This is a genomic window from Phenylobacterium aquaticum (assembly GCF_022695515.1).
GTDB lineage: Bacteria > Pseudomonadota > Alphaproteobacteria > Caulobacterales > Caulobacteraceae > Phenylobacterium > Phenylobacterium aquaticum.
On sequence record NZ_JALDPT010000041.1, the window covers coordinates 1 to 12,625 of the forward strand.

General features: G+C 68.3%; 15 protein-coding genes and 1 pseudogene. 11 read left to right on the forward strand and 5 right to left on the reverse strand.

Going from position 1 to position 12,625, the window contains the following annotated elements; all coding sequences use genetic code 11:
• From MQH10_RS22390 to MQH10_RS22430, 9 genes are all read left to right on the forward strand, one after another.
• A partial coding sequence (locus MQH10_RS22390; protein WP_242566202.1) for an SPOR domain-containing protein occupies positions 1–307 on the forward strand: 307 nt, incomplete at its 5' end.
• Between the two features lie 50 nt (positions 308–357).
• Entirely contained in the window at positions 358–993 is a 636-nt protein-coding gene (tmk, locus tag MQH10_RS22395) for a dTMP kinase (RefSeq protein WP_242566203.1), read from the forward strand.
• Positions 986–1,984 carry a DNA polymerase III subunit delta' gene (locus tag MQH10_RS22400; protein WP_242566204.1) on the forward strand — a complete coding sequence of 333 codons (999 nt, stop codon included), beginning with the start codon at positions 986–988 and terminating at the stop codon, positions 1,982–1,984. Before tmk ends, MQH10_RS22400 begins: the two co-directional genes overlap by 8 nt.
• A gap of 15 nt (positions 1,985–1,999) precedes the next feature.
• Entirely contained in the window at positions 2,000–2,791 is a 792-nt protein-coding gene (locus tag MQH10_RS22405) for a TatD family hydrolase (RefSeq protein ID WP_242566205.1), read from the forward strand.
• A complete protein-coding gene (locus MQH10_RS22410) occupies positions 2,788–3,609 on the forward strand; it encodes an MBL fold metallo-hydrolase (RefSeq protein WP_242566206.1) in 822 nt (273 codons plus the stop codon). The genes MQH10_RS22405 and MQH10_RS22410 overlap by 4 nt, the downstream gene beginning before the upstream one ends.
• 2 nt (positions 3,610–3,611) lie before the next feature.
• Positions 3,612–4,211: a phosphoribosylglycinamide formyltransferase gene (purN, locus tag MQH10_RS22415; RefSeq protein ID WP_242566207.1), complete on the forward strand. Its 600-nt coding sequence runs from the start codon at positions 3,612–3,614 to the stop codon at positions 4,209–4,211.
• Positions 4,212–4,279: 68 nt separating this feature from the next.
• Complete coding sequence (locus MQH10_RS22420; RefSeq protein WP_242566208.1) at positions 4,280–5,227, forward strand: alpha/beta hydrolase; 948 nt, start codon at positions 4,280–4,282, stop codon at positions 5,225–5,227.
• 86 nt (positions 5,228–5,313) lie between these two features.
• Positions 5,314–5,799: an SRPBCC family protein gene (locus MQH10_RS22425; RefSeq protein WP_242566209.1), complete on the forward strand. Its 486-nt coding sequence runs from the start codon at positions 5,314–5,316 to the stop codon at positions 5,797–5,799.
• The gene (locus MQH10_RS22430) at positions 5,799–6,266 is read left to right on the forward strand and encodes a styrene oxide isomerase (protein ID WP_242566210.1); all 468 of its coding nucleotides are present in this window, start codon (positions 5,799–5,801) and stop codon (positions 6,264–6,266) included. Before MQH10_RS22425 ends, MQH10_RS22430 begins: the two co-directional genes overlap by 1 nt.
• Here MQH10_RS22430 and MQH10_RS22435 read toward each other — a convergent pair.
• Positions 6,263–7,633, reverse strand: a complete 1,371-nt coding sequence (locus MQH10_RS22435) for an NAD(P)-binding domain-containing protein (RefSeq protein ID WP_242566211.1) — start codon at positions 7,631–7,633, stop codon at positions 6,263–6,265. The genes MQH10_RS22430 and MQH10_RS22435 overlap by 4 nt on opposite strands.
• A 189-nt stretch (positions 7,634–7,822) precedes the next feature.
• Positions 7,823–8,119: a putative quinol monooxygenase gene (locus MQH10_RS22440; RefSeq protein ID WP_242566212.1), complete on the reverse strand. Its 297-nt coding sequence runs from the start codon at positions 8,117–8,119 to the stop codon at positions 7,823–7,825.
• Positions 8,120–8,354: 235 nt separating this feature from the next.
• On the opposite strand from MQH10_RS22440, the gene plsY reads away from it, so the two are divergent.
• A complete protein-coding gene (gene plsY / locus MQH10_RS22445) occupies positions 8,355–9,038 on the forward strand; it encodes a glycerol-3-phosphate 1-O-acyltransferase PlsY (protein ID WP_242566213.1) in 684 nt (227 codons plus the stop codon).
• On the opposite strand, the gene MQH10_RS22450 is transcribed toward plsY, so the two are convergent.
• Positions 9,035–10,492, reverse strand: a complete 1,458-nt coding sequence (locus MQH10_RS22450; RefSeq protein WP_242566214.1) for a carotenoid oxygenase family protein — start codon at positions 10,490–10,492, stop codon at positions 9,035–9,037. The two genes, plsY and MQH10_RS22450, sit on opposite strands and share 4 nt — an antisense overlap.
• Positions 10,493–10,810: 318 nt before the next feature.
• Here MQH10_RS22450 and MQH10_RS22455 point away from each other — a divergent pair, with 318 nt between their 5' ends.
• Entirely contained in the window at positions 10,811–11,656 is an 846-nt protein-coding gene (locus MQH10_RS22455) for a class I SAM-dependent methyltransferase (protein WP_242566215.1), read from the forward strand.
• Between the two features lie 8 nt (positions 11,657–11,664).
• On the opposite strand, the gene MQH10_RS22460 is transcribed toward MQH10_RS22455, so the two are convergent.
• Together MQH10_RS22460 and MQH10_RS27170 are read right to left on the reverse strand one after the other, a co-directional pair.
• Positions 11,665–11,814 carry an alpha/beta hydrolase gene (locus MQH10_RS22460; RefSeq protein WP_242566216.1) on the reverse strand — a complete coding sequence of 50 codons (150 nt, stop codon included), beginning with the start codon at positions 11,812–11,814 and terminating at the stop codon, positions 11,665–11,667.
• Positions 11,815–11,974: 160 nt separating this feature from the next.
• Positions 11,975–12,520: pseudogene (locus tag MQH10_RS27170) on the reverse strand (alpha/beta fold hydrolase); the annotation flags it as partial.
• Between the last annotated feature and the right edge of the window lie 105 nt (positions 12,521–12,625).

Consider the following 12,625-nt stretch of genomic DNA (forward strand, 5'->3'; position numbering starts at 1 on the left):
CTCCGCCCCGGTCCAGCTCGCCAGCCGCCGCTCGCCCGTCCAGGCAGCCCACGCCGCGCCCGCCGCGGCTGCCAGCGGCGTCTATCGCGTCCAGGCCGGCGCCTTCAGCGATCAGGCCAACGCCCAGCGGGTCGCCAGCCAGCTGGGCGCCGCCGGCGACGCCACGGTCGAGGTGGTCCAGCGCAATGGCGCGACCCTCTACAGGGTGGTGTTGCAGAGCACGTCGGACGAGGGCGAGGCCTGGGCCCTGCGCGATCGGGTCGCCTCCTACGGCTTCGGCGACGCCCGGGTGCTGCGCCCCTTCTAAAGGCGCGCCCTAGCCCTGGACAAACGGCGCGAACCGGCCATGTTGCGGCCGTGGTCCAGGGTCGTTTCATTACGTTCGAAGGCGGGGAAGGGGTCGGCAAATCGACCCAGATCCGCAGGCTCGCGGCGCGCCTGTCCGCGACCGGCCGGGAGGTCGTGTCCACCCGCGAGCCCGGCGGATCGCCCGGCGCCGAGGCCATTCGCGACCTGCTGGTGAAGGGCGCGGTGGACCGCTGGAGTCCGGTCACCGAAACCCTCCTGATGTACGCCGCCCGCCGCGACCATATCGAGCGGGTCATCCGCCCGGCGCTCGCCCGCGGCGCCCTGGTGGTCTGCGACAGGTTCGCCGATTCGACCCGCGCCTATCAGGGCGCGGCGGGCGGAACCGATCCCGGCCTCATCGCGGCCATGGAGACCTACATCCTGGAGGAGGTGCGGCCCGACCTGACCCTGGTGTTCGACATGGCGCCCGAGGCGGGGCTGGCCCGCGCCGCCGACCGTACCCACGCCGAGACCCGGTTCGAGTCCAAGGGCGCGGCCTTCCACGCCCGCCTGCGCGACGCCTTCCTCGCCATCGCCCAGGCCGAACCCGAACGTTGCGCGGTGATCGACGCCGCCCAGGACATCGACAACGTGGAGACGGCGGTCTGGTCCGTGGTCACGCGCCGGCTCGGCCTCGATGGCTGAACCGATCCCGCATCCCAAGGAGGTCTTCCGGCTCCAGGGACACGAGGCGTCCGAGGAGGCCTTCGAATCCGCCCGCGCCAGGGGCCGGCTGCACCACGCCTGGCTGCTGACCGGGCCGGAGGGTGTCGGCAAGGCGACCTTCGCCTATCGCGCCGCCCGTCGACTGCTGGGCGCGCCGCATGATCCAAGATTCGGCGTCCTCGGCGTTGATCCGGCGAACCCGGTCCCCCGCCAGATCATCGCCAGATCCCACCCCGACATTCTCGTGCTCGAGCGGATCGGCGAGGACGGCAAGCCGCGCAAGACCATCCCGGTCGACGAGGCCCGCCGCCTCTCAGAATTCTTCTCGAAGTCGCCGGCCTCAGCGCCCCACCGGGTGGCGATTATCGATGCGGTCGACGATCTGAACGTCAACGCCGCCAATGCGGTGCTCAAGACCCTGGAGGAGCCGCCGCCGCGGGGCGTGCTGTTCCTCATCTCTCATTCACCGGGCCGGCTTCTGCCCACCATCCGCTCGCGCTGCCGCCGCCTGGGCTTCAGCCCCTTACCGGAGCCGGAGGTCGCCGCCTTCGTGTCCGACCACACGGGGGTGAACGCCGAGGACGCCATCCGCCTGGCGCGCATGTCCGGCGGCGCGCCCGGACGCGCCTGGTCGCTCGCCTCGGCCGGGGCCGTCGCCATCGACGATGCGGCGCGCGAACTGCTTCGCGACCTGCCCCAGGTCGATGAGGCCCTGGCCCTCTCGCTCGCCGACAAGTTCCGGGGCGGGGAGGGCGCCCAGCAATTCGCCCTGCTGTTCGACCGCCTGGGCGAGCGCATCCACGCCCAGCTCCGCCAGAAGGCCGCCGAGGGCCGCGGCGGTCTTGATCGCTGGGCCGCGGCGTGGGAGACGCTCCAGCGCCTGCCGCGCGAGGTCGAGGCCGTGAACCTGGACCGCACGGACGCGCTCTTCACGGCGCTTTCCGAACTGCGCGACGCCGCGCGCGCCTGAGGCCTTCGCCCTTCGATGCTGATCGACAGTCACGTCAACCTGCACGCCCCCCAGTTCGATGAGGACCGGGCCGAGGTGATCGCCCGCGCCCGGGCCGCCGGGATCGAGCTGATGGTCAATATCAGCGACAAGGTCTCCCACTTCACCAAGGTCCGGGAGATCGCGGAGGCAGCCGACATCTGGTGCACGGTCGGCACTCACCCGCACGAGGCCAAGGAGAATCCCGACCTCACCGCGGCAGACCTGCTGGCCTATTGCGACGACCCGCGCGTCGTGGGGATCGGCGAGACCGGCCTCGATTTCCACTATGATCTCAGCCCCCGCGACATCCAGGCGCGCGTGTTCCGCGCCCATGTGGCGGCCGCACGCGACAGCGGCCTGCCCCTGGTGGTCCACACCCGCGAGGCCGACGAGCTGATGGCCGAGATCCTGGAGACCGAATACGCCGCCGGTCCGTTCAAGATGCTCCTGCACTGCTACACGTCGGGGCCGGACCTTGCGGCGCGGGCCGCGGCCATGGGCGCCTGGTTCTCAGTGTCCGGCATCGCCACCTTCAAGCCCGCCCAGGACGTTCGCGACGTGATCGCCCACATGCCGGCCGACCGGATCATCGTCGAGACCGACTGCCCCTATCTCGCCCCTGTTCCGCACCGGGGACGCCGCAACGAGCCGGCCTTCCTGCCCGATGTTCTGGCCGGCCTCGCAAAGGTGCGCGGCTGGGACCTCCAGGAGGCCGAGCAGCGGACCGAGGACGCCTTCTTCGCCCTGTTCGACAAGATCCCCCGTCCCGCGGCGAGGGCGGCATGAACGGCGAACTGGAGATCACCCTGCTGGGCTCCGGCTCCTCCGGCGGCGTGCCGCGGGCGGACGGCGACTGGGGCGACTGCGACCCGCGCGAGCCGAAGAACCGCCGCTCGCGCTGCTCCCTCCTGGTGCGCCGCAAGGGCGCCGGCCCCGAGCATGAGACGACGGTGTTGGTCGACACCTCGCCGGACCTGCGCCTGCAGACCGCCGAGGCCGGCGTGAAGCGGCTCGACGCCGTGCTGCTCACCCACGACCACGCCGACCAGACCCACGGCATCGACGACATCCGCGCCTTCTTCATCCGCCAGCGCGCCCGGATCCCGACCTATATGGACGCCGCCACCGAGTCCTCGATGATGCGGCGCTTCGGCTATGTGTTCGAAGGCGAGGGGGGCTATCCCGGCATCGCCGACCGCCGACCGATCCCGCCCCATGGCGAGCCCTGGCAGGTCGAGGGCCCGTCCGGCGCCATTCCGGTCGTGACCTTCGACCAGGACCATGGCGGGGTCCGCTCGGTCGGGTACCGGTTCGGCGACCTGGCCTATTCCAGCGACGTGGTTCACCTCGACGACCATGCCTTTGCAGCTTTGCAGGGCCTGGATGTCTGGATCGTCGACGCCCTGCGCTGGCGGCCGCACCCGACCCACGCCCACGTGGAGCGCACCCTGGAATGGGTCGAGCGGGTCAGGCCGCGCCGCACGATCCTCACCAATATGCATATCGACCTCGACTATGACGACCTGCGCCGCAAGCTGCCCAAGGGCGTCGAGCCCGGTTTTGACGGCTTGCGTTTTTCACATCATTTGCGCGGCGATTTCTGATTATGAAACCGCTGCTTAAGCTGGGTTTTCTCGCCTCCCGAAACGGCTCCAGCCTGCGCGCCATCGTGGCCGCCATCCAGGGCGGTGAACTGGACGCCGAAGCCCGGCTGGTGGTCAGCAACAACAAGGCCGCAGCGGCCCTGGCCTTCGCCGCCGAGGCGGGAATCCCGGCGTTCTGCATCCCCACCCAGGCCGATCCCGCGGCCGCTGACCAGCGCCTGGCTGACGCCCTGCGAGACGCCGGCGTCGAGCTGCTGGTCCTGTCGGGCTATCTCCGCCGCCTGGGTCCGATCACGCTTGCCGCCTATCGCGATCGCATCCTCAACATCCATCCCGGCGCCCTGCCGGCCTTTGGCGGCGAGGGCATGTATGGTCGCCGGGTGCATGAGGCGGTGATCGCCGCGGGCGTCGCCGAGGGCGGCGTCACCATTCATCTGGTGGATGAGGAATATGATCACGGCGCGGTCCTGGCCCGGCGGTCCGTCCCCATCGCGCCGGGCGAGACGGCCGACAGCCTGGAAGCCAAGGTCACCGCGCTTGAGCCGGGCTTCTTCGTCGAGACCCTGCAGCGGATCGCCCGCGGGGATCTGCCGCTGCCCTAGTCCCCAGGGCTTGCGCGGCGGCGCTGCTGCGCCACACTGGCCGCCGCACGCCACCCAGGACCCGCCCCGTGAGCCGCACGCGCCATCTCGTCGATCCCCAGCTTCTGCCGCTGCTGGACAGCATTCCGCCCTTCGATCTCAGCGAGGCGGTGCTGCCGATGATGCGCGCCCGGCCCGCGCGCTTCGCACCGGCCGAGGCGGATCTAGCGGCGACCGAGATGGTCGTGCGCTATGTCCCGGGCCCGGCCGGGGCGCCCGATGTGGGCGTGGTCATCTATCGCCCGAAGGCGGTGAAGGACCGGCTGCCCTGCATCTTCCACATCCATGGCGGCGGCTATGTCACGGGTTCGGCCTCGGCCAATGAGGCGGTCCATCGCTCCATGACGGCCGAACTCGGCTGCTGCATCATCTCGGTGGAGTACCGCCTCGCGCCGGAAACCCGGTTCCCCGGCGCCGTTGAGGATTGCTACGTCGCCCTGAGCTGGGTGTTCGCCAATGCGGCCGAGCTCGGCGTCGATCCGGCGCGGGTCGGGATCATGGGCGAGAGCGCCGGCGGCGGACTGGCGGCTTCCCTTGCCCTGCTGGTCCGCGACCGCGCGGAGTACAGGCTCGCCTTCCAGCACCTGATCTATCCGATGATCGACGACCGCACCTGCGTGACCGCCGACCCGCATCCGCACGTCGGCGAGTTCGTCTGGACGCCCCAGGCCAATCACTTCGGCTGGTCCTGCCTGCTGGGCTTCGAACCGGGCGGGGAGGGCGTCTCACCCTATGCCGCGGCCGCCCGCGCCAAAGACGTGGCCGGCCTGCCGCCCACCTATATCGCGACCGGATCGCTGGATCTGTTCCTGGAAGAGGACCTCGCCTACGCCCAGCGCCTGATCCGCGCCGGCGTGCCGGTCGAGCTGCATGTCTATCCGGGCGCCTTCCACGGGTTCCAGTGGGCGCCGGAGGCCGAGGTCAGCCGCATCGCCGCCCGGGACGCCCGCGCCGCGCTCGCCAAGGCCATGGCCTGAACCCATCGGCCGGATCAAAGCCGATTGACTGCCCCTAGGGCGCTTGAGCGGAACTCCCGAAGACACCAACCCAACCAGGATCAATCATGGCCACTCAGCCCCGCGCCCACAAATCCGTCGGCGAAGACTATCTGGCGGGCGCCAAGCGGGTCAGCCACGCCTTCAACCTGCCGGCAAAGGCGGTCTGGGCCGCCTTGCTGGATGGCGACGCCTGGACCGAATGGCTGCCGATCACCAAGGTCACCTGGACCAGCCCCAAGCCCTTCGGCGTCGGCACGACCCGGACGGTCGAGGTCGGCGCGGCCAAGATCGAGGAGGAATTCTTCGCCTGGGAGGAGGGCAAGCGCATGGCCTTCCGCTTCGCCGCCTCGACCTTGCCGGTCAGCGCGGCCGTGGAGGACTATCAGGTGGTCGAGACGGTCACCGGCTGCGAACTGCGCTGGGCCGGCCGCGCCAGCGCCATCTTCCCCCTGGGCTTCCTCGTCACCCAGCAGCTCGCCGGCAGCCTCAAGACCGGCTTGCCTAAGCTGGAGGCCCTGATCAAGGCCCAGCCCACGCGGTTCGGCCTCTGATGAGCGACCGGGGCCTGCGCATCGTCGTCCTGAACGGCGTGCTGATCATCCTGGCCGGCATGATCCTGGCCGGCTTCCCGCTCGCCTTCGTGGTCGCCAAGCAGGTCTATGGCCAGGCCGCGCCGCTGAACCTGGGCGGCGACCATCGCGCCTGGACCATGGCCCATCTCGAGGGCCTGCTGAACGGCCTGCTGGTCCTGGCGCTCGCGGGCGCCACCCGGATCGGGGGAGGGGTGAAGCCCGCCCGCGAGGCCTGGCTCGCGCCCTGCCTGCTGGTCATGGGCTGGGGCAATCTGGTCGCCTCGATCCTCGCCCCCATCCTCGGGGTGCGCGGCATGGCCTTCGACGCCCATCCCGCCAACAACCTGGTGACGGGCCTGTTCATGGTCGCCCTGGTCGCCTCGTTCGCGGCCTTCTTCGGCGTCATCCAGTCGCTGATGACGCCGGGGCCGTCCGAACAGACCTAGGCCGCCACCGCCGCCCGGGCCGGCACCGGCAGCTTGCCGCCGGCCGCCTGGGCGCGCTTCTCGCCCTTGGCGATCTCCTTCTTCAGGTCGGCGCAATAGAGGTTGAAGTCGACCTGAATGGTGTGCCGCTTGGCCTGATAGTACTGGCCCAGGTGGGTCTCCTCGTCCTTGGCGATCACCCGGCGCATCTCATCGGGGGAGGGGGGCAAGTACTTGCCGGCCAGATAGGCGGCCACCAGCTTGGCCTGCTGCTCGGCGAAATTGACCAGGGTCGGCAAGGGCTGGGCCAGCGCCATATAAAACAGGTTCGGGATGTCCGGGTTCATCATCCGCTTGAACAGCGGCAGGCGGTGATCGGCGTCCGGGACCAGCTCGGGATCGCTGAAGAACGGGAAGCGCATGTCATAGCCGGTGGCGAAGACGATGACGTCGACATCCTCGACGCTGTCGTCGGTGAAGCGGACCTGCTTGCGTTCCAGCGCCTTGATCGCCGGCTTGAACTTCACGTCGCCGCAGCCGACCCGGGTCAGGAACTCGCCGGACACCGAGGGGTGCGCCTCCAGCGGCTCGTGGTCCGGCTTGGGCAGGCCGTAGTCTTCCATATTGCCCAGGGACTTCTTGATCGCCTTGCGGGCCAGGGACAGGCCGAGCTTGCGCGGCATCCAGGCCGGCATCGCGGCTTTGTCGGCCGGCTTGCCGTTCATGTATTTCGGCATCACCCAGACGCCGCGGCGGGCCGACACCCAGAGGTTCTTGGCGATCGGCCTTTGGCTGAGCTCCGAGGCGATATCCATCGCCGAATTGCCCATGCCGACCACCACGATGTTCTTGCCGCGCATGTCCACGGGCGAGAACGGATCCCGATAGGCGTGGCTGTGCAGGGCCGCGCCGTCGAATTCGCCGGGATAGTCGGGGATGCGCGGGCTCCAATGGTGACCGTTGCAGACGAACAAGACGTCATAGGTCCGCGTCTCGCCGGTCGAGAGTTTCACCTCCCACAGCCCGTCGGCGTTGCGCTTGGCGCTTTCGACGGCGGTGTTGAAGGTGATGGTTTCGCGGATGCCAAAATGATCCACGTAGTCTTTGAAATACTGGAACAATTGGCTGTGGTGCGGAAAGTCCGGCCAGTCGCTGGGGACCGGGAAATCCTCGAAGGCGAGCCGCCATTTCGAGGTGTCGATATGCAGGCTGTTGTAGCAGGCCGACATGCCGTTCGGGTTGTTGTAGTACCAGGTGCCGCCGACATCGTCGGAGAGCTCGAAGCAGTCGTACGGAATGCCGTAGTCTTTCAACCGCTTGGCGGTCGAAAAGCCCGTGGGGCCCGCGCCGATGATGCAGGCCTTGGGAAGTTGCGCTTGAGCCGCCACGGTCGGGTCTCCCTGAGCTGTCATTCTGAATTATCGTTGTTCAGGTAGATGCTATCAGGGCGCAAATCCGGGACAAGCCGTGACCCGGCGTCACCTGAGAGGGAATCTCAAGTTCGCCGCCGACGCCGGATTGGACGCCAATTTACACGATAAAACAAAGATCTGGCGGAATGGCCGAGCGCAACCCGGTTAGGCTGAGGGTTCCGTGGCCTCGTAGAGGTGCATTTGCGGCGGCGCCGACGCCAGGGCCGTCATGCGCCGAACGAAGTCGCCGGAGGCCGGGACCGCGAAATGGGTCCGCACGGCGGCCATGTCGGCCCAGCGCTCGACAAACACCAGCTTGCCGGTGTCGGCCGCGTCGATGTGGCAGTCATGGGCGAGGCAGCCGGGTTCGCCACGGGAGCGGGCGCAATGCTCGAGACCGAGCGCGATGGCGGCGTCGAGATGGTCGGGGGCGACTTGGACAGAGCCCAGGATGATGATCACGTGAGACCCTTCGAGGATTCGCTGCAGGGCCAGCGGCGTAACCGGAATTGCATGAAACGACCAGCTTCGGTCGCCCAGGACAGCAAGCCTCATATTTCCGATAATCTTCCTTAGGCGAGAAACACATAACGCCATGTCAGACCCCCAATCGGTCCGTCACGCGCGTCAAAGTCTGTTTGACGGCCACCGTCCTGCAGCAGTCTAAGACCTGAGTTCCGCGCATGGAGTTGACCCGATGGCGTACTGGATCGCGAGCCTGGCCGGATTGGCGATCGCCTATCTGCTCGGCGCCACGCCCACGGGCTATCTCGCCGGAAAGCTGCTCAAGGGCATCGACCTGCGCACCATCGGCTCTGGATCCACCGGTGCGACCAATGTCCTGCGAACCCTGGGCAAAGGCCCGGCCTTGGCGGTGTTCCTGATCGACCTGGTGAAAGGCGCGGCCGCCGTCCTGACCACCCGCTGGCTCTGGGCCTGGCTCGCGACGGCGCCGTTCGGCGCGCCGCCGGCCGGGTTCACTCCTCAGATCTTAACGTCCTGGGCCGTCTGTCTGGCGGGCCTGGCCGCTGTGATCGGCCATAGCCGGTCGATCTGGCTGAACTTCACGGGCGGCAAGTCCGCCGCTGCAGGGCTCGGCGTCTTGCTGGCCATGTCCTGGCCGGTGGGTCTGGGCGCCGCAGCCGTGGTCATCGCCACGCTCGCGGCGTTTCGGATCATGTCGCTGAGCTCGCTCCTGGGCGCGGCCAGCGCGATCGCCCTCGCCTGCGCCCTGGACGAGCCCCTTCCCTACCGGCTGCTGGTCATCGCCGGCGGCCTCTATGTGACCTGGCTGCATCGCGCCAACATCGGCCGACTGCTGACCGGGACGGAGCCGCGCCTGGGCCGGTTCAGCCCAGGCTCTGCAAACCCCCAGACCTAGTCCGCCTTCATCCGGTCCGCCGCCATCCAGCAGGCGTGGAAGCCTAGCGGGATGCGGTGCGGGATCAGCACCTGGGCGACAGGGCCGTCCTCGATGCGGCGCGCGTCGAACACGTCGAGCGTCTCGCCGCGCAGCCGGTCGTTCCACTGGAAGGTGATGACATAGCCGTGGTCTTCGGACTGCGGATTGTCGGCCGCGGCGAACCAGGGCTCGGAATAGAAGCAATGGTCCGGGTCGTCCGACCAGGCGCCGAGGCTCTCGCCGGTGTCCAGGTCGTACTTGCGGATCCCCGCCCATTGCAGGGTGCGGGTCTCGGAGTGATCGACGAAGTAGCCGTAGCGCGTGCGACGGCCGGACAGCCGGCTGTTGAAGGTCGGAAATTCGACATTCCGGTCCGGATCGAGCATCCGCTCCTCGATCTCGCCGGTCTTGACGTTCATCCGCCACACCCAGAGCCGGGCGTGCATGACCAGCTCGGCCACATCCTTGGCGGTACGGGCGGCGTCGATGTTCCCGTGAGCGTCCAGGGCCGGCATGTAGCGGCTGCCGACCATCACCACCCAGTCGCCCTCCTCCCACGCATTGGCCACGTGGTAGAGGTAGCAGGGCGAGAATTCGAACCAGCGGATCGTATCCGCCGCGCCATAGCGCGGGATCACGCCGAACCGGGCCGGGATGTCCGGATAGAACATCACCTTGTGCCGGCCGAGCTTCAACGCTTCGGGATCGTGGAACAGCGGCAGGTCGTGCAGCACCGAATAGTGCTCGGTGATCGCCATGTCGTGCGGCAGACGCGGCCCCGGCAGGTCGATCGGCACATAGTGCTTCAGCGCGCCATCGGCGCCGACCACGCCATAGTGCATGTAGGGCGCATCGGTCCCGTAGTCGAAGAAGATCAGCTCATCGGTGATCTCGTCGACCTTGGCGTGGGCGGAGATGCGACCGCCGCTGGCCAGCACGCCGGGTGACTTGCCCAGGGTCTCCAGGCTGACCGGATCGATCTCATAGGCGTCGCCCGACATGTACCAGAGCGCCAGCACCTTGCCGGCATGGGCGACAAGGTCGGTGTTGGCGGTGTCCTTCAGCCGTTTGTCCTGGCGGCCCTTCAGGGTCTCGCGGATGCCGTGGAACAGCCCCTCACCGGCCTGGTCCTCTTCCTTCCAACCATCGGTCCGCACCCAGCGGTTCCGATAGGTCAGCTTGCCGTGGTCGAACTGGGCGGCGTGGACCATGCCGTCCCCGTCAAAGGGGTGATAGCGGCCAGTGGGCGCGAACCTCGTATTGGGCCCGGCCCGCAGATAGACCCCGTTAAGGTCGGCCGGAATGGCGCCCTTGAGCAGCGGGAGATCGGTGAGCGTCACCTCCTTCCGGGTCGGTCCATAGATGCCCATCAGGGTCGGGCCATAGTCCTCGCCGAAGGGCGCCAGGTCGTCAGGGGGCACGTGGGTGTTCACGGGGATCTCCTCGCCAAATCCGCTTTGTGACTTTTATAACGAGACTAACTTGGCGGAAATTGAGCTGGATCAAACGGCGCTGCGGCCAACCCAATTGGCGGCACGGGATCTGATGAGGATCGTCAAGGGGCGGGCGCGGGCTGGATTTTGCGTCCCCAGGAACCTGCCTTGCCCATTCAAAATACCCAAAAGATAAATAAATTCAATAGTTGTTCTTTCGGGCCCGCATCGTCATTTCGCGAAAGTTCAGATCCCTCAGGTCTTCCCCTCCCCCCAGCCTAGCGGGGCGCGTCGTCGCGCGCCGCCGAAGGAGTCCGCATGCTTGAACGCCAACCCAGCCGGACCGCGCTCGGCGCCGCCGGATATCGCGCCGCCCATCAGGTCCTCGAGGACGGCGCGGTGTTCCGCGACCCCTTCGCCCGCGCCATGCTGGGCTCGGCGGCGGACGCGATCATCGCCGGATTGTCCGGCGATCCCGGCCAGACTCCGATCCGGCTGTTCATGGCCGCGCGCAGCCGCTTCGCCGAAGACCACCTCGCCGCGGCGGTGGCGCGGGGCGTGCGCCAGGCCGTGGTGCTGGGCGCGGGCCTTGACACCCTTGCCCTGCGCAATCCTCACACCGACCTTGGCCTTAAGGTATTCGAGGTCGACCATCCGGAAACCCAGGCCTGGAAGCGGCGGCGGCAGGCGGAGACCGGCCTGCCCCTCCCCGCCGCCCTGACCTTCGTCGCCGTGGACTTCGAGCGCGAGAACCTGAGCCAGGGCCTGGCGGCGGCCGGCTTCGTCGTCGACCAGCCTGCGGTCTTCATCTGGCTGGGTGTCGTGCCCTATCTCGGCCGGGCGGCGATCACCGCGACCCTGGGGGAGATCGCCCGCGCCCCCGGGGCCGAGGTGGTGCTCGATTACAGCGAGCCGCTGGAGAACTATCCGCCGGACCTGCGCGCCGAGATGCAGGTAGTGGCGGACTGGGCTGCGACCATGGGCGAACCCTGGCTCAGCCACTTCGCCCCCGTCGAGATGTCCCGGCTGCTGGACGCTCACGGCCTGTCGGAACAGGAAGACCTCGACATGGAAGGCATCGGCGTCCGCTATCTCGGCGCGCCCCAGGCCGCCGCGCCCAAGGCGCCCAGTCCGCATGTGATCTGGGCCCGCCGCACTGGCTGAGCCCGGGCCTACTGGTCCAGGAACCCGAGCATGGCCGCATTGAAGCCGGCCGGGTCCTGGACCGGGGCGAAGTGGCTTACCCCCGACAGGATGACCAGCGGCGCCGGGGATGGTGCGCGCCAGATAGTCGGTATGGGCCCGCGAGATGAACTCCTCATGGTCGCCGTCGACGATATCGATACGCGGGCCGCGGATCGCGGCGAGGTCCTTGGGCGAATAGTTCGGCTGGCTGGACTGCATGGCGAACACCGCCTTGGAGAAGGCTGGATAGTCGCCCGGGGTCTTGGAGAGCCTGGCATAGTCCGCCGCCAGCCGGGCCTCGACCTTGCCGAGAATTCCCGCATAGAATCCTGAAAGATTGAAGGCTTTCAGGTCCATGTTCGCGCCGAACGCAAATACGCTCTCGACCCGGTCCGGATGCTTCATGGCCATGATCAGGCCGATGATCGCCCCGTCGCTCCACCCCACCACCTGGGCCTTGTCGAGGCTGAGCGCGTCCATCACCGCGATGACATCGCCCTCCATCTGCTCATAGCCGAGCGGGCGGGCGTCCCGCGTGCTGCGGCCATGGCCGCGGCTGTCGATGAGGATCACCCGATGGTGGTCGGCGATCAGGGCCGGCGCTTGGTCGCCCCAGAGATCGCTGCTGGCGTCGCCGGCGTGCAGCAGGATGACCGGCGGCCCGGCGCCATAGGTCGCAAACCAGATCTGCGCCCCGTCGTGAGTGACCCGGCCTTCCAGGTCAGGCGCCGGCAGGGCCGCAGGAGCGGGGAGACTTTCCCAGGGGCTCGCGACCGCCTCGGTCCGGGCGACGGCGGGCGTGGCCAGCAGAATGGCCCATGCGAACACCCACAACCGCTTCATAGGCTTGCCTCCGGCGCGCCCACCACTGTGCCGGCGCCGCACGCGGGCGACAAGACACGGGATCGGGAGGCTTGATCCATGTCCGGTCGCACGCGCCTCCGGCCG